The 20,595-nt window shown below is 56.9% G+C and carries 18 protein-coding genes and 2 pseudogenes; 11 read left to right on the top strand and 9 right to left on the bottom strand.

Translation table 11 applies throughout. The annotated features are described in order from the left end of the window. Positions 1 to 22 precede the first annotated feature (22 nt). From FE839_RS03225 to FE839_RS03210, 3 genes and pseudogenes are all read right to left on the bottom strand, one after another. Positions 23 to 594 (bottom strand): annotated as a pseudogene (locus tag FE839_RS03225) (phosphodiester glycosidase family protein); the annotation flags it as partial. A 667-nt stretch (positions 595 to 1,261) separates the two neighbouring features. Continuing rightward, positions 1,262 to 1,411 (bottom strand): annotated as a pseudogene (locus tag FE839_RS24815) (phosphodiester glycosidase family protein); the annotation flags it as partial. Positions 1,412 to 1,465: 54 nt separating this feature from the next. Further along, entirely contained in the window at positions 1,466 to 2,581 is a 1,116-nt protein-coding gene (locus FE839_RS03210) for a YbdK family carboxylate-amine ligase (protein ID WP_138359086.1), read from the bottom strand. A gap of 323 nt (positions 2,582 to 2,904) precedes the next feature. Here FE839_RS03210 and FE839_RS03205 point away from each other — a divergent pair, with 323 nt between their 5' ends. From FE839_RS03205 to FE839_RS03180, 6 genes are read left to right on the top strand one after another with little or no spacing between them, the layout of a single operon-like run. After that, positions 2,905 to 4,569 (top strand): ABC transporter substrate-binding protein, encoded by a 1,665-nt coding sequence (locus FE839_RS03205; protein ID WP_138359084.1) that lies wholly within the window; start codon positions 2,905 to 2,907, stop codon positions 4,567 to 4,569. Between the two features lie 18 nt (positions 4,570 to 4,587). Next, on the top strand, positions 4,588 to 5,541 hold the full coding sequence (locus FE839_RS03200; RefSeq protein WP_138359082.1) for an ABC transporter permease: 954 nt from the start codon (positions 4,588 to 4,590) through the stop codon (positions 5,539 to 5,541). 2 nt (positions 5,542 to 5,543) lie between these two features. Beyond that, positions 5,544 to 6,437, top strand: a complete 894-nt coding sequence (locus tag FE839_RS03195) for an ABC transporter permease (protein WP_138359080.1) — start codon at positions 5,544 to 5,546, stop codon at positions 6,435 to 6,437. Positions 6,438 to 6,440: 3 nt separating this feature from the next. Continuing rightward, positions 6,441 to 7,481, top strand: coding sequence for an ABC transporter ATP-binding protein (locus tag FE839_RS03190; protein ID WP_138359078.1), 1,041 nt, complete (start codon positions 6,441 to 6,443; stop codon positions 7,479 to 7,481). Further along, positions 7,471 to 8,481 carry an ABC transporter ATP-binding protein gene (locus FE839_RS03185; protein WP_138359076.1) on the top strand — a complete coding sequence of 337 codons (1,011 nt, stop codon included), beginning with the start codon at positions 7,471 to 7,473 and terminating at the stop codon, positions 8,479 to 8,481. Before FE839_RS03190 ends, FE839_RS03185 begins: the two co-directional genes overlap by 11 nt. Before the next feature lie 18 nt (positions 8,482 to 8,499). Beyond that, positions 8,500 to 9,684, top strand: a complete 1,185-nt coding sequence (locus tag FE839_RS03180) for an amidase (protein WP_138359074.1) — start codon at positions 8,500 to 8,502, stop codon at positions 9,682 to 9,684. Between the two features lie 181 nt (positions 9,685 to 9,865). Here the strand turns inward: FE839_RS03180 and pdxR are convergent, their stop codons facing one another. Continuing rightward, the gene (gene pdxR, locus FE839_RS03175) at positions 9,866 to 11,329 is read right to left on the bottom strand and encodes a MocR-like pyridoxine biosynthesis transcription factor PdxR (RefSeq protein WP_138359072.1); all 1,464 of its coding nucleotides are present in this window, start codon (positions 11,327 to 11,329) and stop codon (positions 9,866 to 9,868) included. Positions 11,330 to 11,697: 368 nt separating this feature from the next. On the opposite strand from pdxR, the gene FE839_RS03170 reads away from it, so the two are divergent. From FE839_RS03170 to FE839_RS03155, 4 genes are read left to right on the top strand one after another with little or no spacing between them, the layout of a single operon-like run. Further along, positions 11,698 to 12,549, top strand: coding sequence for a transporter substrate-binding domain-containing protein (locus tag FE839_RS03170; protein WP_138359070.1), 852 nt, complete (start codon positions 11,698 to 11,700; stop codon positions 12,547 to 12,549). Between the two features lie 49 nt (positions 12,550 to 12,598). Further along, positions 12,599 to 13,240: an amino acid ABC transporter permease gene (locus tag FE839_RS03165; RefSeq protein ID WP_138359068.1), complete on the top strand. Its 642-nt coding sequence runs from the start codon at positions 12,599 to 12,601 to the stop codon at positions 13,238 to 13,240. Positions 13,241 to 13,254: 14 nt separating this feature from the next. Continuing rightward, positions 13,255 to 13,920: an amino acid ABC transporter permease gene (locus tag FE839_RS03160; protein WP_138359066.1), complete on the top strand. Its 666-nt coding sequence runs from the start codon at positions 13,255 to 13,257 to the stop codon at positions 13,918 to 13,920. Next, positions 13,913 to 14,674, top strand: coding sequence for an amino acid ABC transporter ATP-binding protein (locus tag FE839_RS03155; RefSeq protein ID WP_138359064.1), 762 nt, complete (start codon positions 13,913 to 13,915; stop codon positions 14,672 to 14,674). Before FE839_RS03160 ends, FE839_RS03155 begins: the two co-directional genes overlap by 8 nt. A 102-nt stretch (positions 14,675 to 14,776) precedes the next feature. On the opposite strand, the gene FE839_RS03150 is transcribed toward FE839_RS03155, so the two are convergent. Then, positions 14,777 to 15,541, bottom strand: a complete 765-nt coding sequence (locus tag FE839_RS03150) for an SDR family NAD(P)-dependent oxidoreductase (protein WP_138359062.1) — start codon at positions 15,539 to 15,541, stop codon at positions 14,777 to 14,779. 182 nt (positions 15,542 to 15,723) lie between these two features. Between FE839_RS03150 and FE839_RS03145 the strand changes: the two genes are divergently transcribed. After that, the gene (locus FE839_RS03145) at positions 15,724 to 17,061 is read left to right on the top strand and encodes an aspartate aminotransferase family protein (protein WP_138359060.1); all 1,338 of its coding nucleotides are present in this window, start codon (positions 15,724 to 15,726) and stop codon (positions 17,059 to 17,061) included. A 109-nt stretch (positions 17,062 to 17,170) separates the two neighbouring features. Here FE839_RS03145 and FE839_RS03140 read toward each other — a convergent pair whose 3' ends face one another. The 4 genes from FE839_RS03140 to FE839_RS03125 are packed head-to-tail and all read right to left on the bottom strand — an operon-like array spanning position 17,171 to position 20,573. Then, positions 17,171 to 17,875 carry an ABC transporter ATP-binding protein gene (locus FE839_RS03140; RefSeq protein WP_138359058.1) on the bottom strand — a complete coding sequence of 235 codons (705 nt, stop codon included), beginning with the start codon at positions 17,873 to 17,875 and terminating at the stop codon, positions 17,171 to 17,173. After that, positions 17,862 to 18,698, bottom strand: coding sequence for an ABC transporter ATP-binding protein (locus FE839_RS03135; RefSeq protein ID WP_138359056.1), 837 nt, complete (start codon positions 18,696 to 18,698; stop codon positions 17,862 to 17,864). The genes FE839_RS03140 and FE839_RS03135 overlap by 14 nt, the downstream gene beginning before the upstream one ends. Next, positions 18,691 to 19,524 (bottom strand): ABC transporter permease, encoded by an 834-nt coding sequence (locus tag FE839_RS03130; protein WP_138359054.1) that lies wholly within the window; start codon positions 19,522 to 19,524, stop codon positions 18,691 to 18,693. The genes FE839_RS03135 and FE839_RS03130 overlap by 8 nt, the downstream gene beginning before the upstream one ends. Then, positions 19,524 to 20,573: an ABC transporter permease gene (locus tag FE839_RS03125; protein ID WP_241675606.1), complete on the bottom strand. Its 1,050-nt coding sequence runs from the start codon at positions 20,571 to 20,573 to the stop codon at positions 19,524 to 19,526. Before FE839_RS03125 ends, FE839_RS03130 begins: the two co-directional genes overlap by 1 nt. Between the last annotated feature and the right edge of the window lie 22 nt (positions 20,574 to 20,595).

Genomic DNA, 20,595 nt, shown 5'->3' with positions numbered 1-20,595 from the left:
ACCGCAGACGATGTTATGCCGACTACCTGCTCTCCACCGCGATCATGGTAACGAACGGATGGTACTGCCACGGCACGCTGCCGCCTTTCTGATACATCCTGGAAAAAGGGTGCCATCGAGATAGAGCATCTGGCGTATGTTGAGCGTTGACTGTGCGTAGCAGGCGAAATCATAGAAGTTGGTTTCGTGCGTGCTGAGCATAAACACGACTTTGCCATCGCTGGTAATACCCACTCCGTTACGCAGTTTGCGCGAGCTGGCGGATGGCTTCAGCCGCCAGTTTATCTTACCGTTTTCAATCAGCATCGGTCCGGATTGTACCGCGTACTCTATGGCTGGAGACGGTTTAAATTTATTGAGGCTGACAATCTCCACGTTTTGTCCTGCCACGTAAAATACCCCGCCAGGACGAATAAAAAAGTTGCCGCTGCCGGAGGCGCGGTTAAGTGGAGCCAACTGTCGTCCTTTTTCGATATACAGTCCCAGCGGCGTGTCGTTTTTTGCGTAAATGCCGCCGTTCATCGCCATCTGCACGCGCCCACGTTGGTTGATGTCCGCCAGCAGCGAGCGTAGCGATCCCCAGGCCTTGCCGTAATGCGGGTCAGTTAAGGGCTGTCAGTTGTGTTTATGGCTGGCTGAGCGGTTCCGTTAATCGGTGGTTTAAACGAAAACCTAATTCGGTTGATTCACTAACTGAGCTGATACGGGCTGAAATATAAAGGATATAACTTTTTTATGATTTTCAGCCTCTGAAAAGCCACTGACGAATAACGGACTCACCGCATGGGGGTTGGGCGCATCAAGGAAACCTGGCGAGAACGCAGGCGCGCATCCAGGACTGGCCGCCAGGACGGCGGCCAGAGGGCGGGTCGAGACAGGGACAAAATTGCCGGGAGCAATTTTGAACAGCGCTTGCGCTGGCCCTGGAAGGGCGAGTCCCAGGGATGGGACGAGTAGCGTCGAGTCCCGCCCGGTCCGCCAGATGAAGCCGGAGTGGAGCGGACCGCGCAGCGGCAGGTTTTCAGCGCAATGCCGGGGGTGCAGGGGGACAGGCGAAACGTCCCCCTGCCCGTTCACACGCTGTGGATATAACGAATATCCGCGAATTTATAGTGAACGGAACAGGCCACTAAGCCAAACCAGGTGAAAACGAAAAATGTCATTTTCGCCAGAACCACCGATAATGCGTTTGCCACAGGCAAATAAAACAAAAGACAACACCGATAATTTGCTTAAGTGAACGGCATTGAGGCCTTGCCGTCCTTTTTTTCCAGTACATAACGATACGCTCCCGCTGCGGATTTACCGTATAGCTTTGCAGCGTCAACGATGGATCGGTGAGGGAGCATTTTCCGCTGGCAAACGCGGGCAGAGATAAAAGCAACAGCGGCAGGAGGGAGCAAAAGCGCACGACGTCAGGATTCCAGGCAAACCACGAGAGCCTGCAGTATACCGTTTATCGCCGCTAGGTCGCCCAGATCTCACACTGCTTTTGTACCAGACCGATTAATGAACCGCCGTTGGCGACAAACTCTCGCATTTGCTGTGGTTCACTGTGAGACTGCTTCGCCTGGCGCGCAATCGCTTCCAGCGCATTGCTGGCATTCAGTTGACGGGCGCTGAGCGCCAGTTTTTCCGTCAGTTGTAAAATCTCTTCGCGAAATGTTCGCTGCTCGCCGCTGTGAACATGGGTATTGATACCGTCCAGGCCATAGCGGCAGGCCTGATAACGATTGAACGGATAGAGTAAATAGTCATCGGGTTGATGTTTAAACGGACGTTCCGTCAGCAGCCAGCAGGCAATAATCTGAATAAACCCGGCAATATTCACCGCCTGATTTATCGTCAACGGCGTATCCATCACCCGGACTTCGACGGTACCAAACTGCGGGCTGGGGCGAATATCCCAGTGCAGGTCCTTCATGCTGTCGATCATGCCGCTATAGCTCAGACGGCGGAACAGCCCGCGAAAAGCCTGCCAGTTATTCACCCACGGCATCGGGCCGTTATCAGGATAAGCGGCAAAAAGGTTTAACCGCGAGCAGGCAAAACCGCTATCGGCACCGTCAAGCCAGGGAGAGGCCGCGCTTAACGCGATAAAATGCGGGACAAAGCGCGACAGACCATGCAGAAGATAAATCGCATCATCCCCGTTTTGACAACCGACATGCACGTGCTGGCCAAATATTGTCGCCTGTTGCGCCAGATAGCCAAAGTGCTCGACGGTTTGCTGGTAACGTGGGTTGTCGCTAATTTGCTGGCGTTGCCAGGTTTGAAACGGATGCGTTCCACCGCCGCATATTTGCAGATGATGGCGGGCGGCGGCGCGCAGAACCGCCTGTTGAATCGCGCTCAGTTGTACCGTGGCCTGATGGATATCGCGGCATATCCCCGTGGCTATCTCCAGCATGCTTTCGGTAATGTCATGCTTGGCTTCGCCCGCTTTCAGCGTGTTTTGCACATCATTAATCAGCGCGGAGGCGTTCTGGCTCAGATCGTAGCCCGGCGGGGTGACGACCTGCAGCTCCAGTTCAATACCGAGGGTAAAAGGCTCGGAACGGCGAAAATCGGGTAAAGGCATAGCGACTCCCTCTTTGGCACAGTCCCTGAAGTATAGAAGGTATGAATTGATTACTGATAAGTTGCATGCAGGGTGACGTTGATTTATAAAATGACGCCGGACGATCATTTTTTTACCGTTGGAAATAGGTTAGTGCAATTGTGCAACAACATTCCCGCTGGTGGTGCAAGAAGATAGGTTTAATTTATTTTTCCATTTAAATCATGATAATAAAATAAGTTTATCTTATTTTATCGGCCGTTTTATCTCTATTTCCCACAAATCCAGAACTGGTATGCATCTTGCCTGTTAAATAGTGACTTATATTTAACAGGGACAATGTGATGCTGAATAAAAAATTACTTTCGCGTAAATGCCATCTCGCCGTTGCTGTTAGCGGGGCATTGGCGTTGTTTGCCTCTTTGTCGACCTATGCCTCAACGTTACGGATCGCCATGACCGCCGCCGACATCCCGCTGACCCTCGGGCAGCCTGACCAGGGCTTCGAGGGGAACCGTTTCACCGGTATTCCACTGTATGATGCGCTGGTTGAGTGGGATCTGTCGCAAGGTGAAAAGCCCAGTGGCCTGGTACCGGGACTGGCGACCGAATGGCACGTTGATCCGCAAAATCAAAGTCGCTGGATTTTCACGCTGCGCCAGGGGGGTAAGTTTCATGATGGCACTGAGGTTAATGCCGATGCCATCGTCTGGAACGTCGATAAGGTGCTGAATAAAAGCGCGCCGCAGTATGCTCCTGGCCAGATTGGCAATACGCTCTCGCGGATGCCGACCCTGAGCGGCGCGGAAAAGATTGATGACCACACCGTGGCGCTTACCACTTCCGAACCGGATGCGTTGCTGCCGTATAACATTACCAACCTGTTTATCGTCTCGCCGACGGCGTGGCAAAAACGGTATGACGCGGTACCGGCCAGCACTGGCGATACCGCCGCCCGGAGTAAGCAAGCATGGACTGAGTTCGCCGCCCATGCGGTGGGCAGCGGTCCGTTCAAAATGGAAAAACTGGTGCCTCGCCAGCAGTTGATCCTCGATAAAAACCCTGATTACTGGAACAAAGATCGCATTCCGCGTGTGGATAAAGTGGTGCTGATTCCTCTTCCTGAGGCTAACGCCCGCACCGCGGCGCTGCTTTCGAAGCAGGTGGACTGGATTGAAGCCCCGGCCCCGGACGCGGTCGATCAAATTAAAGCCCAGGGCTTCAAAATCTACGCAAATAGCCAGCCGCACCTCTGGCCGTGGCAGTTTTCCTTCGAAAAAGGTTCGCCGTGGCGGGATATTCGTGTGCGTAAAGCCGCCAACCTGTGTCTTAACCGCGCGGAACTTAAAAGCTATCTCGGTGGCTATATGACTGAGGCGACCGGCGTCTACGAGGCGAATAGCCCGTGGCATGGTAAACCCACTTTTCAGATCAAATATGACCCGGACACCGCTCGTAAGCTGATGACCGAGGCCGGGTTTAGCGCCAGTAAACCGCTGCATGTTACGGTCGCGACTTCAGCATCTGGCTCCGGGCAGATGCAGCCGCTGCCAATGAACGAGTACATCCAGCAGAGCCTGAAAAGCTGCTTCTTTAATGTCGATATCAAAGTCAATGAGTGGAACACGCTGTTTACCAACTGGCGTCTCGGGGCGAAAGATCCCTCGTCGAAAGGCATCGACGCGATCAACGTCAGCGCTGCAGTGAATGACCCTTATTTCGGCATGATCCGTTTCTCTACCGCCAAAGCCTTCCCGCCGGTAGCCACCAACTGGGGCTATTTCTCTACCCCGGAGACCGAAAAGCTGGCGACGGCGGTGAAACATGCCTTTACCCCGGAGGCCATGGATAAAGCCGCCGCCGAGTTGCATACCGCATTGGTCGATCAGGTGCCGTTCCTGTTTGTCGCCCACGATGTGGGGCCGCGGGCGATATCGCCCGCCGTCACCGGGGTGGTTCAGCCGCAAAGCTGGTTTATCGATTTGAGTCTGGTGAGCAAAAAAGAGTGATCGTAACGGGAGCAAGAGATGATCAATACGCTGCTATATCGCATCCTGCTGGCCGTCCCTACCATGCTCGGGGTCGCGGTGATCTGTTTTATGTTGGTGCAGATAGCACCAGGCGACCCGTTGGTGTCGGTGATGCCGCCGGACGCCTCGGAGGCGCTGCGTCAGACGTTAATGCAAGCCTACGGTTTTGATAAACCGTTGCCGCTGCAGTTTGTTCACTGGCTGTGGCGCGCGCTGCACGGCGATTTGGGTATGTCGGTCGCCACCGGACGCCCGGTTATCGACGAGGTGATGACAGCAGTTGTTTACTCTCTGCGCCTGGCGCTGCTGGCGACGGTTATCGGTTTTGTGCTGGGTAGTTTGTTTGGTTTTGTCGCCGGTTACTTTCGTAACAGCGCAATTGATCGTCTGGCATCGGTACTGTCGGTATTTGGCGTCAGCGTGCCGCACTACTGGCTGGGAATGTTGTTGGTCATCGTTTTTAGCGTCAAATTAGCGCTGCTACCCGCGACCGGCGGCGGGCCGATCGGCGAAGTGGGCTGGCAGTGGGACCGGGAGCATTTGCAATTTATGCTGCTGCCGGCCATTACGCTGTCGGTGATCCCTACCGGAATTATCGCCCGCACTGTCCGCTCACAGGTGGCGGACATTCTCAGTCAGGAATTTATTGTCGGACTGCGAGCCAGGGGGCTCAATGAGTCGCGGATCTTTCTGCATGTGGTGAAAAACGCTGCTCCGACCGCTCTGGCAGTGATGGGCCTGCAGGTTGGCTATCTGATGGGGGGCTCAATTCTGGTGGAGACGGTCTTCTCCTGGCCCGGTACGGGTCTGTTGTTGAATACCGCTATTTTCCAGCGCGATCTGCCGCTATTGCAGGGCACTATCTGGGTGCTGGCGCTGTTCTTTGTGCTGCTTAACCTGCTGGTGGATCTTCTGCAAACCAGCCTCGATCCGCGAATTAAGAGGAACTGACGATGGTGGATACCGCAACGGGCAAAGAGATCCCCGTCTCTTCGACGGCGGTCGCCAGACAAGGTTACTGGCGCGGTGTGTTCGGTCGTTTGCTGCGTGACCCTGGTGGCGTCTTCGTTGGGGCGATCATTTGTATTCTGCTGGCGCTTGCACTATTTGGCCCCTGGCTGATCGTCAAGGATCCCTATCAGACGTCGATGTTTTTACGCCTTAAGCCGATTGGCACCGACGGCTTCCCGCTGGGATCCGATGAGCTTGGGCGCGATATGCTATCAAGGCTCATTCTCGGCACCCGCTTGTCATTATTTATGGGGATTGTTCCGGTGGTGTTCGCTTTTTTTATTGGCGGGGCGATCGGCATTATCGCCGGCTATGCGGGTGGAAAAACCAACACTATTATTATGCGTACCGTGGACGTCTTTTACGCTTTCCCTTCGGTTTTGCTGGCGATAGCGCTCTCCGGCGCGTTAGGTGCCGGGATCGGTAATGCGCTGCTCTCGCTGACGCTGGTGTTTGTCCCACAGGTGGCGCGTATTGCAGAAAGCGTCACCGCGCAGGTGCGGCATATGGATTATATCGATGCCGCCCGGGCCACTGGGGCCAGTGCGTTCACTATCATTCGCGTACAGGTGCTGGGCAATGTGCTGGGGCCCATTTTCGTCTTCTCCACCGGGCTGATTTCGGTGTGCATGATCCTCGCCTCCGGGCTTTCATTCCTCGGGCTCGGCGTTCGCCCGCCGGAGCCGGAGTGGGGGCTAATGCTTAATACCTTGCGCACGGCGATTTATACCCAGCCGTGGGTGGCGGCGCTGCCCGGCCTGATGATTTTTATTACCTCCATTTCGTTCAATATCCTCGCGGACCGCCTGCGCGCGGCAATGGCGATTAAGGAGTAAGCGATGCAACCCTTTATCAATATCGACCTTGGCGGACCGGCTCAACCGCTACTGAAAGTTAATAATCTACTGAAACACTTTCCCGTCAGCGGTAAAGCGCGAGAAGTGGTACAGGCGGTGGACGACGTCAGTTTTTCGGTGATCAAGGGCGAAACACTTGGCGTTGTGGGGGAGTCGGGCTGCGGTAAATCAACCACCGCACGACTGCTGATGCAGTTACTTAAACAGGATAGCGGTGAATTAATCTTTGATGGTCTGGAAGTCGGTTCATCGCGTCTGCCAATGAAAGAGTACCGCCGCCAGGTACAGATGGTTTTCCAGGATAGTTACGCCTCGCTGAACCCGCGCATGACCATGGAAGAGAGTATCGCGTTCGGTCAGCGGGTACACGGCGTCAGCGCCAGAGCAGCCAGTGAATATTCCCGCTATCTGCTGGCGCATGTTGGCCTGGAACCGGAGCGATTTGCCCACCGCTATCCGCATGCGCTCTCCGGCGGTCAGCGGCAGCGCGTCAATATCGCCCGCGCGCTGGCGATGAAGCCCCGACTGGTGATCCTGGATGAAGCCGTCTCGGCGCTGGATAAATCGGTTGAAGCGCAGGTGCTGCAGTTGCTACAGGAATTGAAACGCACACTGGAGTTGACCTATGTGTTTATCAGCCACGATTTGCACGTGGTGCGTTGGTTATCCGATCGTATTCTGGTGATGTATCTCGGTGAAGTCGTGGAGATTGGCCCTGCGGAGCGACTGTTTACCGCATCGGCACATCCTTATACCCGCGCGTTGCTAAGCTCGATGCCGTCGATGGATCCACATAACCGCACGCTGACTTCGCCGTTGAGCGGCGATCCGCCCAGCCCGATTTCCCCTCCTTCCGGTTGCCGGTTTCATACCCGCTGTCCGCACGCCAGAGCTGTCTGCTCCCAGATAAAACCAGTACTGGAAAACGTCGGCGAAGAGCATCAAAGCGCCTGTTTGATGTCGCAGCCGGCATCACCCTGGCATCAGAACATTACAGTACTGGAGGTGGGTCATGTCGCATGAAGCTTATGTCCATATTCGTGATCTGCGGGTTGCGTTTCGTCGCGATGGTCAGACGATCAACGCGGTTAACGGCGTTTCCTTTGATGTGCAAAAAGGTGAAGTGATGGCGTTGATCGGTGAGTCAGGGTCCGGGAAAAGCGTTACGCTGCGCGCTTTGATGCGCCTGCATCCGCCAAAAAGCAGCGTGCTTTCCGGTACGATGCGAGTGGGAGAAGAAGAGGTGCTGACCATGAGCGCCTCGCAACTGCGGCGCTACCGCGGCGCGCGCTGTGCGATGATTTTTCAGGAACCTCTGCTGGCCTTCGATCCGGTTTATACCATAGGCCAGCAGATTGTCGAAGGCCTGCGTCGCCACGAAGGTCTGTCGCGTCAGGCGGCGCGGGAGCGGGCGCTGGAGGCGTTGCGCCAGGTGCGTATTCCGAGTCCCGAGCGGCGACTGGATGCTTATCCGCACGAGATGTCCGGCGGTATGCGTCAGCGGGCGATGATTGCCCTGGCGCTCTCCTGCAATCCGCAACTACTGCTGGCGGATGAACCAACCACCGCCCTCGATGCCACGGTACAAATCCAGATCCTGATCCTGCTGCGCGAGCTGCAAAAGCAGCGCGATGTGTCGATTATCTTCGTGACTCACGATATCGGGGCAGCGGCGGAGATCGCTGACCGGGTGGCGGTGATGTACGCCGGACGCATTGTTGAAGAGGCGTCGATTGAGGATATTTTATACCGTCCTCGGCATCCCTATACCAAGGTGTTGTTAGGCAGTCGTCCGAAAGAGGGGCTGAAAAAGGGCGATGCGTTGTACTGTATCCCGGGGGCACCGCCTGACTTATCTCGTCTGCCGCCCGGCTGCGCGTTTGCCGAACGCTGTCCGCACGCACAACCCGCCTGCGCGCAAAATCAGCCAGCCACGGAACAGGTCGAGGCGCGTCATGTGGTGAGCTGCCACCGCTGGCGGGAGCTGAGTACATCCGTTGAAAACCGGGCGCTTTATGCCTGAAGCCAGGAGAAAACCACTATGCAGGATGATCTACGCGCCTTTATGCCGTATCCGGCTCACCCGGTGGTGCATGCGTTAAACGGCCCGCTGAGCGGCATGACCTTTGCGGTAAAAGATTTGTTCGATGTGGCGGGCTACCCGACCGGCGGTGGCAATCCGCATCTGCTGGCGCTGTCCGGGATAAAAAATCGCACCGCGCCGGTAGTGCAAACGTTATTAGATAACGGCGCGCGCTTTATTGGCAAAACCCATACCAGCGAGCTGGCGTACTCAATGAGCGGGCACAACGTACATTATGGCACGCCGCGCAACGGCGCTGCGCCGAATCATATTCCCGGCGGCTCGTCGTCCGGTTCGGCGTCGGCGGTATCGAACGAGGTGTGTGATTTCGCTCTTGGTACCGATACTGGTGGCTCGGTACGCACTCCCGCCAGCTACTGCGGATTGTTCGGCCTGCGCCCGACCCACGGTCGCCTTTCCCTTGAGGGGTGCCAGCCGCTGTGCGCCAGCATGGATACCTGCGGCTTCTTTGCGCGCTCACCGGAGGTCTTTTCTGCCGTTGCCGCGTGTTTATTCAATGATGCGCGGCCGGATATCGCAAAGGTGCCGCTGGCCAGCCACGATGGGCTGTTTTCCTGCCTGCCGCTGCGCAGTCAGCAGGCTCTGTTACCGGTCCGTCAACGGCTTGGGCGCGTTTTCGGCGCAATAACGCCGCTGAGTGCGCCGCTGCCGGATGGCGATGATATCTATCTCGCCTTCCGCCAGATTCAGGGTTACGAAGCGTGGCAGGCGCAGGGGGAAACCATTGAGCACTACGATCTGCAGTTGGGGCCGGATGTACGCGAGCGATTTTTTTGGGGCAAAGGGGTCACTCGCGCGCAGTTTGAAGCCGCCTGTCAGCAGCGCGAGCGTTTCACTGCCTGGTGGGACGTGCAACTGGGAGAGGCGGTACTGGTGATGCCGACCGTTCCCGACGGCGCGCCGCTGCTGACGGCGCAGGCGGAAGAGATTGAGGCCGTGCGCCGTCTTTCTCACGATTTGCTGTTAATTTCCGTGATGACCCGCCGTCCGCAAGTCACGCTGCCGGTCGCCCGGACGGGGGGACTGCCGCTGGGGATTTCATTTTTAGGGCCACGGGGCAGCGATCGTCTGCTGGTTGAGCTGGCCGCTGCGTTTATGCAGGGAGAGCGAAATGAGCCGTGATCGCCTTATTACTCCGCAGGTGACCCCATAGAGAGAAAACGATTAACTCGGCTGCGGCGGGCGTCTCTGATACCGCGAGGCCCCAGGCCCCGATAGCCCTGCCTGGCCGGGAGATGACCAGCGGAGCCCACAAGGGAGGCGCATAGGATTCCGCTGATAACATTGTGTTCGCACCCGACTCTTAACCCATCTGCGCCAGCTGGCCGCGCAGCACCTCCACGCCTTGTTCAATGGCGTCAGGGTTAATGGCATGAAAGCCCATCCGGAAGAAGTTATCCGGCGGCGCATCGCTGAGAAAATGCCGTGCGCCGGGCTCGATCAGTACCCCGGCATGGGCGGCGCGCCAGGTGAGTTGCTGGGTGTTGATTTGCGCCGGCGTGGCCAGCCAGAAGGCGTTGGCATGTTCGCTACCGGGAATGATCCGGCACTCAGGGAGATGGTGCTGCAGAGCGTTATTGAGGCGATCCCAGCGCTGGGCAGAGTCGTAATGGTAGCGCCGCAGATGCGTTTCATAGTGGCCCTGGGCAAGGAAATGGGCCATTTGATACTGAATATTGGTTGGCGGGTGGCGGTACGCCAGTCGCCGCAGCGCCCGAGCCTCATCGATCAGGTCCGGATCGGCAACCATAAAGCCCAACCGCAGACCCGGCGATAGCGCTTTTGACAGGCTGCTGACGTAGACCACTCTGCCGCTGCGATCGCTGGCTTTGAGGGCCGGAAGCGGATTAAGCATAAAGTTACTTTCTGAGTCGTAATCGTCCTCAATAATGACCGCATCATGGCGAACGGCATGTTCCAGCAACTGATTGCGTCGCGCCTTGCTCATCGCTACCCCGGTGGGAACCTGGTGGCCGGGCGTCACATAGTAATAATCGCAGGGCGTGTCATTAAGGACGATCCCCTGTTCATCCACCGGATGCGGCACAATATCGGTATCGGCGAGCAGGAAGGTATTAATCGCTTCGCGAAAACAGGGATTTTCCACACCGACCCGTGTCGTCGATGACATCAGCAGGCGGGTCAGCAGATAGAGCGCGTTTTGCGAACCGAGGGTAATCAGAATCTCATCCGGTGCGGCGACGATGCCGCGCTTGGGCAGCACCCGGGTGCGGATTTGCTCAATCAGCATCGGGACATCCTGATCGATATGGTCCACTACCCACGCCGGATCGCGCACGCCGCCGTGCAGCCAGTTCGCCGCCGAGCGCCAGGTCGCCAGCGGAAACTGACGGGTATCCGGTTGGCCGTAGATAAACGGATAACGGTAGTTCATCCAGCCAGCCGGTTTAAGAATCGACTCCTGCTGGCTGGGCGTGATTTGCAGCCGGGCGCCCCAGCATGGTGCAGAACATTCGCGCTGCGGTGCAGCCTCCACGGTGGCGGAAGGCGGATGCTGATAATGCGGATGCAGATAATAGCCGCTACGCGGGCGGCTGATCAGGTATCCCTCGTTCACCAGGCTTTCAAAAACCAGGGCGGTGGTGTTGCGCGATACCCGCAACTGGTTGGCCAACTGACGGCAGGAGGGGAGCGGCATATCGGCGGAAAAAATACCGCCCAGAATGGCGTTAATCAGCGTCTCGCGCACCTGCTCCTGCAAACCGCGGCGCGGGTCGAAATCAACATGTAACAGGTGGCGGATCATATTTAGCTCCTTACGCAAACGCACGATGTATAAACCGGAGCAAATTCCATACCACCCTGAGAATGACTGACACATCCACGCAACGGATCTGGCTCTATCCGGAAATTTAAAACGCTCCCTACAGTAAGAACCAGTCCCATCTGGCTATTTTATTTGCCATTTTGGCCCCGGACAGTGCCCGTATCCTCATGTACTGCATGTACATTCTGGGTGTATTACGCCGTCCGTGTCCAAACCGGCTGTAGCGATGGGCGGGTTTTGACAACGCATCCATCAGTCGCGGACCGGAGTTTCCGTCGGCACATATTTTGCAAACCTTTTCATGTTCTGGAATGAACACGTCTGGCGAATTAATTAGGGGTGGATTGATGAAAAAATCATTAGGTTCAATTTGTCTGGGCGCCATTATGGCGATGGCCTTTTCTTATCATGCGGTAGCCGCAGATCTCCCGGAAATCGAAAAATCCGGCACCCTGAAAGTCGCGACCGAAGATGATTACGCGCCTTTTAACTTTATGAATAACGGCCAGGCAGATGGCTTTAACAAAGATATGCTCGATGAATTACGCAAATACGCGAAATTCCATGTCGACCAGAGCATTCTGCCGTGGACCGGATTATTAGCGGCGGTCTCTACGGGCCAGTACGATATGGCTTTAACCGGGGCGGTAATTACCGATGATCGCCTGAAAGTCTTTAATTTTACGCCGCCGTGGGCGTCCGCCCAGCACTATTTTGTTAAACGCGCCGGCGATAATTCACTGAATACGATTGCCGAACTCAGCGGTAAAAAAGTGGGCGTTCAGGCGGGCAGCGCGCTGTTGGCTCGTCTGCCGGAACTGAAAGCGATGCTGGAGAAAACCGGTGGCAAGCTGGGACCGGTGGTGGAGTATCCCTCCTACCCTGAAGCCTATGCCGACCTCGCCAATAAACGCCTGGATTACGTGATTAACGTGGTTATCTCAGTCAACGATCTGGTGAAGAGCAAGCCGAAGGTGTTCGCCAAAGGTCTGGCGGTGTCCGGGCCGGGCTATATGGCATGGCCAATCCCCAAAAGCTCGCCGCAGCTGCTGGCTTATATGACCAAATTTATGAACCACATGAAGGAGACCGGCAAGCTTGCGGAACTACAGAAAAAGTGGTTTGGCGAAACCTATGACGATCTGCCGACGGAGCCGATCACCAGTCCGGAACAGTTCCATAAATTAGCGGGTCTGTAATGTGTTTCGCGGCGGGTAACCGCCGCCTGTTAAGCAGAAGGAGGGTTTCATGGATGCAATTTCCTGGCAGTTACTGATTGAAGGCGCATGGACGACCCTCTGGATTTCGGTCATCGCTATCGCTTTTGGGGTGGCGATCGGCCTGCTGATCGCACTGGTACGGATGTTACGCATACCGGTTATCGACCAACTGCTGGTGGTTTATATCAGCCTTGCCCGCGCCACGCCGCTAGTGACGCTGGTGCTGTTTTTGTTTCTCTCTTTGCCGACGATGGGAATTCATCTCGATAAAAACATCGCGGCGATTGTGGCGCTGACGCTGAATACTTCCGCGTTTAATGCGGAAATCTGGCGCAATGCCTTTCGCACCTTTCCCCGCGAACAGCGAGAAGCGGCGGAATCGGTGGGGATGCGTCGTTGGGCCTATTTCCGCTATATCATGTTGCCGCAAATGTGGATTGAAAGCCTGCCTGCACTGGTTAACGAAATGTCATTCCTGATTAAAGGCAGTCCGGCGATTGCGGTGATTGGCGTCGTGGATCTGACCCGTGTGACCAACCGAATTTCCTCGGTCACCTATGAACCGCTTTCGCCGATTCTGGCGGCAGGGCTGCTGTATGTGGTGATTATTGGCCTGCTGCTAAAACTGCAGGGGATGGCGGAACGTAAAGCGAAACGCCTGGCGCGATAAAAACAGGAGGAGCTATGAATCAGTGGGCCGTTATCTGGTCGGTGCGCGACAGCTTTATTGCCGGTTTATTCGCCACCCTTGAATTATTTATTATTGCAGCGATTAGCGGATTAATTATCGGCATTGTGCTGTGTTATTTCACCGAATATCAAAAGAAAACCCTTAACAGGATCATTATTGGTTTTGTCAGTTTAATGCGGGCGATTCCATTTTTGATTCTGGCCTATTTGCTCTATTACGGTCTGCCGGAAGTCGGTATCAGTATGGAGCCCTGGACCGCCGGATTACTGGCTTTAATTATCTACCATGGCGCCTATTTTTTCGAAATATTACGCAGCCAGCGGCGGGTATTTTCCGGCGGCTACATTGAAGCGGCGGTCGCGCAGGGTTTTTCGCGATATAAAATATTCCGTCGCATTATTCTGCCTAATATTCTGTCTTCCGCGTTACCGCTAATGGGGAATCAACTGATTATTTGCCTGAAAGATACCGCTTTCCTGAGCATTATTACCGTTCAGGAGATCACCGCCGCGGCCAATAGCGTCCAGGCCACTTATTTTATCCCGTTTAACGCTTTTATCGTCGCGATTGGGCTCTATTGGGCGATCAGCATCCTGCTGGAGCTGCTGATTAAACGCCTGAGCGCCTGGGGAGCCAGAAGAGGAATGAGTCATGCATGATACGACTGCTGTAAGCGTCAAAAACGTTTCTAAACAGTTCGATAACGTTGAGGTTCTTCGTGATATCAACCTGACGGTGGAAAAGGGAACCGTGGTGAGCATCCTTGGTTCGTCGGGGTCGGGTAAATCGACGCTATTGCGTTGTATGAACTGGCTGGAGCAGCCGGATCGCGGCGAAATCCACATTAGCGGTCAACGCCTGGGTATTGATGAACAGAATGGCCGGGCGATGTCCCATCGTCAGCTGTCGAAAATCCGCGAGCGGGTAGGAATGGTGTTTCAGAGCTTTAACCTGTGGCCGCACCTGACGGTGCAGCAGAACGTCAGTGAGGCGCTGCTGCACGTGAAGGGGATGAAACGTGACGAAGCGAAAGCTATCGCCATGCAGCAACTGGAAAAAGTAGGGATGGCGCATAAAGCGGACGTGTACCCCATTACGCTCTCTGGCGGCCAGAAGCAGCGGGTGGCGATAGCCCGTTCGCTGGCGATGTCGCCGGAGGTGATCCTGTTTGATGAACCGACATCGGCGCTGGATCCCGAGCTGGTAAATGAGGTGCTGGGGGTAATGAAAGCGCTGGCCGCCGAAGGTTATACCATGGTAGTGGTGACCCATGAGATGGATTTCGCGCGCCAGGTGTCGGATGAGGTGGTGTTTCTCGAGAAGGGCTTGTTGATTGAGAAAGCGCCGCCGGAGAAGTTTTTCACCAACCCGGATTCCGAACGTGTCAGGCAGTTTTTGCAGAGTAGCCGGTAATAAGACGCCGGGCCCCATCCTCTGCGGCCGATCTCCCCGGTGGCGCTGCGCACCGGGGCTACGGATTGGCATGGTCTGCGGTTTTGTCGTCCGGACAGAACCTTAATCCCGATCGATTGCAAACGGCTGCCAGGCCTGACGCACCGGCATCACTTCCACGCGGTTGATATTCATATGATCCGGTAGCGTGGCGATGTAAAACATCTGCTCAGCAATATCCCGTGCGCTCAGCGGGGTGGTACCGCGATAGAGATTATCCGATGCCGCCTGGTCGCCTTTGGTGCGCACCAGGGTAAATTCCGTTTCGGCAATTCCCGGCGCAAGGTCAGTGACCCGCACGCCGGTACCGAGCAGGTCGCAGCGCAGATTGTAGCTAAACTGCTTCACGAACGCCTTGCTGGCACCGTAGACGTGGCTGCCCGGATAGGGCCATTGTCCGGCGATAGAGCCGATATTGATGATACTTGCGCCCGCACCGTGGTTAATCAGCGTCGGCAGCAGGGCGTGGGTCACGTTGACCAGACCGGTGACGTTGGTGTCGATCATCGTTTTCCAGTCTTCCAGCTCTACTTTTTGCGCTGGCAGCGGCGACAACGCCAGCCCGGCGTTATTAATCAGGGTGGTAATATCGGCGAATTCAGCGGGAAGCGCCGCTACGGCGGCGGCGACCGCGTTGCTGTCACGCACATCGAGTTCGATGATATGCACCGGCACCTGAGACGAGAGTTTATCCTGTAACGCTTTTAACCGCGCGAAACGGCGCCCGCTTAATACCAGCGACCAGCCGGCATCGGCGAAAACCTGCGCCGCCGCTTCACCAAACCCCGAAGTCGCCCCGGTAATAAATACTACTTTACTTGTTGCCATTTCATTCTCCTGTGCAGGTTGTCGTGACCACTATAAAAACGCCGCTCTGCGGGGCACAGGGCCAGTCGGGACGTGGAGATGTGACACCGTGTCACATCATTTTCCACGCACTGGCTCTATCGGTTTTGCTTTGACGCGGCCAATGATGAAGCCAACAACAACGACATGAGAGAGGGCAGGGTATGAAGCTGGCAATACAGAACGAGGTCGCGATAAGTAATGATGAAGTTCGGCAGCTGGATCGCGCCTATGTGTTTCATTCATGGTCGATGCAGGGCAATTTACATCCGCTGGTGATCGCCGGGGCCAAAGGCTGTGAGCTGTGGGATTACGAAGGCAACACTTATCTTGATTTCAGCAGCCAACTGGTGAACGTCAATATTGGCTATCAGCATCCTCGCGTGCTGGCGGCCATGAAGGCGCAGCTGGAAGAACTGGTCACCATCGCGCCAGCGACCGCCAACCTCGCCCGTGGCGAAGCGGCGAAGCGTATTGTCGAACTGGCGCCGGAAGGCTTTAGTAAAGTGTTTTTCACCAACGCCGGCGCGGATGCCAACGAGAACGCTATCCGCATGGCGCGGCTGTATACCGGCCGCGATAAAGTGCTCTCCGCCTATCGTTCCTATCACGGCAACACCGGTAGCGCGATTGCCGCCACCGGCGACTGGCGTCGCGTGCCGAACGAGTATTCCCGCGGTCATGTACACTTTTTCAACCCTTACCTCTATCGCAGCGAATTTAACGCCACGACGGAAGAGGAGGAGTGCCAGCGCGCGCTGGCGCATCTGCGGCGGATGATTGAATGCGAAGGTCCGAGCGCGATTGCCGCGATTTTGCTGGAGTCCATTCCGGGCACCGCCGGGATTCTGGTGCCGCCTGATGGTTATATGCAGGGCGTGCGGGCGCTGGCCGATGAGTTTGGCATTGTACTGATCCTCGATGAAGTGATGGCCGGTTTTGGCCGTACCGGTAGCTGGTTCGCATTTGAGCAGGATGGCGTGGTGCCGGATCTGGTCACTTTCGCGAAAGGGGTTAACGCCGGTTATGTTCCGGCTGGCGGGGTACTGATTAGTGAGCCGATCGCCCGTTACTTTGATGATCACTTTTTTGCCGGTGGCTTGACCTACTCCGGCCATCCGCTGGCGATGGCGGCGATTGTCGCCACCATTGATGCGATGAAAGACGAGAAAGTGGTGGAGAACGCGGCGACTATCGGTAATGAGGTGCTACGTCCTGGGCTGGACGCGCTGGCGGAAAAACATGCGATTATCGGTAACGTGCGCGGTCGCGGGTTGTTCCAGGCGCTGGAACTGGTCAGCAGCCGACAGGATAAAACACCGCTGACCGCGGCGGATATGGCGGCGATTAAAGGCGCGTTAACTGAAGCCGGTCTGCTGGCGTTTGTGGTGGAAAACCGTATTCACGTGGTGCCGCCATGCACTATCAGCGCCGAACAGGTGGCGAAAGGACTGGCGATTTTTGACGCGGTATTTGCCCGTTTCGCGAATCTGGCGAAGTAGGGCGTCAGCGCGGGGTGTTTCGCCGGAGGCAATACTGCGCACCTGTTCAGGTTCCCCGATTCCCGGAAGAAGCGCACCCTCTCTCTGTGGAGAGGGTGAGGGGAGTCGGTTAGCCCATCCGGTGTTCGCCATTTACCAGCGCGTTGCGATCAAAGAAGCGCTGAATTACGCCCTCTGCCATAAACGCCGCCCGGTCCGACATATGGGCAATCACATCGGCATCATGGCTGACCAGCAGATAGGTCATCCCATGCTCCTGTTTTAACCGATTGAGCAGATTAAGTATTTCCGCCTGAACCGACATATCCAGCGCCGAGGTCGGCTCATCCAGCAGCAGGATTTTTGGATGCAGTAGCAGGGCGCGGGCGATCGCCACCCGCTGGCGCTGGCCGCCGGAGAGCTGGTGCGGATAACGGCGCGCGGCGTCGGCGGGGAGTCCCACTTGCTCCAGCGCGGTGCTAACCCGCTGCGCAATCTCGTCGAGACCGTGAATTTTCAACGGCTCCGCCAGCGTACGCCACAGCGTGTGATTCGGGTGCAGCGAGGCGTAGGGATCCTGAAATACCATCTGCACGTTGCGCCGTAGTTCGCCCTGAAAACGCGCGCCGGGCGTAATGGCTTGACCAAACAGTTCGACGCTGCCGCGCCAGTCGCGCTGTAGCCCCGCTAACACTCGTAAAATGGTTGACTTTCCGCAGCCGGATGCGCCGATCAGGCTGAAGGTTTCTCCCGCATCAACGGCAAAACGGGCGGCAGACACCGCCGTTTTTTCAGCGAAAACGACCTGGAGATCGTTAAGATTAACGATTGCCATGCGCCACCTCCGTAAAGTCCAGGGTTCTGTCGAGCGTGGGGAGCATCCGGCCATAGGTTTGCGCGTCCGGGCGGCAGGTCCACAGCGTGCGGGTATAGGGATGGGTTGCCGCAGGCAGATCCCGCGCCGCCATTTCATCGACCTTTGTCCCCTGATACATCACCAGCACCCGATGGCAGTGTTCCGCCACCAATGGCAGGTCGTGGCTAATCAAAAGCATTGCCATCTGCCGTTGTTCGCATTGTTCCACCAGCAGTTCGAGGATCTGATTGCGCAGACGGGCATCAAGGGCTGACGTGGGTTCATCGGCAATCAGCACTTGCGGATTGTTGAGCAAGGCGATGGCGATCATCACCCGCTGACCCATGCCGCCGGAGAGCTCTCCCGGATAGCGGTTCAGTACCGGTAAATCGAGGCCGACAGCGGCCACGGCGGCTTTGACCGCATCCAGTCGCCCGCGACGGTTAAGGCGCTGATGTAGCGTTAGCGCTTCCTCCAGTTGGGCCTGAATGCTTTTTACCGGATTGAGCGCATAGCGCGGGTCCTGCAGCACCATGGCGATATCGTTGCCGCGCAGGTTGCGCCAGCCGCGATCGTTGAGGGTTAAGACGTTGCGCCCCAGCACGTTGAGCGTATCGGCGCTTACCACGCCGGGTTTGCGCACCAGCCCCATCAGCGCCCGGGCGGTCATGGACTTGCCGGAGCCGGATTCGCCGACCAGCGCCAGCCGCTCGTTGCCGAGAGTAAAACTTAAATCGTTCACCACCCGTGCGCCAGGATAGTCGATGGCGAGTCCCTTAACGTTCAGTCGGATATCAGTCATGTTGTGGCTCCAGTACGTCGCGCAGGCCATCGCCGAGCAGATTAAACGCCAGGCTGGCGATCAGAATGACGGCGCCAGGAGCGGCCGCGATCCACCACTGGTCGAAAATCACCTGCATGCCGTCGGCAATCATCGCGCCCCATTCCGCCATTGGCGGACGTGCGCCGAGGCCGAGAAAGCCAAGACCGGCGGCGGCCAGAATAATACCGGCTAAGTCCAGCGCCAGGCGGACGATAGCCGATGGCAGGCAGAGCGGCAGAATATGGCCGATCAGCAGTCGCCAGCCGCGAATGCCCATCATCTCCGCCGCCGCCAGATAATCACTGTGGCGCAGGCGCTGAATTTCGCTGCGTGCCTGGCGGGCGTAGGCGGGCCAGGTGGTGAGCGCCAGCGCCAGCGCGCCGTTGACCAGCCCAGGGCCGAGCATGGCGACAAAGGCGAAAGCCAGAATCAGCCTTGGCATCGACATGACAACATCGGTAAAACGCATCAATACCCGTTCGAGCCAGCCGCCGTAATAACCGGAGAGAATCCCCACCAGCAGACCCACGGGCAGAGTAATGACGGTGACCAGCGCCACCAGGCCCAGAGCGGGGCGGGCACCGAAAATCAGCCTTGAAAGCAGGTCGCGGCCATAGCTATCGGTGCCGAGCCAGTGCTGGGCGCCGGGCCCTTGCAGACGCGCGGCGGCATCCTGCCAGTTTGGGTCGAGCGGGGCCAGCCACGGGGCGAAGAGGGCGACCAGCAGGAGCAAGGTAATAATGATCAGGCCGCAAAAGGCGGCAGGCGAGCGGCGCAGACGGTGTAAAAACAGAGTAGTCGGCATCAGCGCACCCTCGGGTCGGTCAACCGCACCAGCAGGTCGGTGAGGTTATTAATCAACACAAAGCTCGCGCCGATCAGCAGCGTGCCGCCCATAATCGCCGTAGTATCCCCGGCAAACAGCGCGGTGGTCAGATAGCGGCCAATTCCCGGCCAGGAGAAGACGGTTTCGGTCAGCACCGCGCCTTCCAGCATCGAGGTATACGCCAGGGCGATCACCGTTAACAGGGTACCGCGTATATTCGGCAGCACATGGCGCAGCAGGATGGTCATCTCGCTGGCCCCTTTGGCGCGCGCCAGCAGGATATATTCTTTGTTCATTTCGCTCAGGCAGGCGGAGCGGGTTAAGCGAGTGATACTGGCCAGCGAGTAATAAGCCAGCAGTAGCACCGGTAGCAGCAGGTGTCCGGCGGCATTTTTGAATGCCGCTTTGTCGCCTGAGAGCCAGGTATCGATCAGCGCAAAGCCGGTGCGTGGCTCGACGGTATACTGATAAATATCGTCCAGTCGCCCCGGTCCTGGCGTCCACTGTAATTTGGCGTAAAACAGCGCCAGCATCAGCAGACCAAGCCAGAAAATTGGCACCGAATTGCCGAGCAGAGTAAAGGTCCGCATCGCCAGATCCCACGGCGAGCCGACGTAGCGGGCGCACAGGACGCCCGCGATGACGCCAAGCAGCGCGCCGATAATTAGCGCCAGGGTGGCCAGTTCCAGCGTGGCAGGGAAGGCGGTGAGCAGATCGTGGAGTACCGGTTGACCGGTGGAACTGGCGATGCCGAGATCGCCATGGGCGAGATTCACCAGATAGTGCCAGAACTGTAGCGGCAGCGGCTGGTCGAGGCCGAGCTGGTGGCGCACCTGGTCATAGGTGGACTGGCTGGCGTGGTCGCCGACGATTTGCAACACCCGGTCAACCGGCGACAGCGCCGAGAGGGCGAAAGTGACCAGCAGGAGGCCGAGCAGGGTCAGCGCCAGCGTCAGCAGTCCCTGAAACAACGCGAGCAGAGAGCGTTTTGCGCGCCGCTCTGCTCTGGTAGGTAAAACAGCAGACATGGTTATTCCGTTGGTAAAAAAG

This window comes from Klebsiella indica (assembly GCF_005860775.1).
GTDB lineage: Bacteria > Pseudomonadota > Gammaproteobacteria > Enterobacterales > Enterobacteriaceae > Klebsiella > Klebsiella indica.
This window is presented reverse-complemented; position numbering and strand designations above follow the sequence as displayed.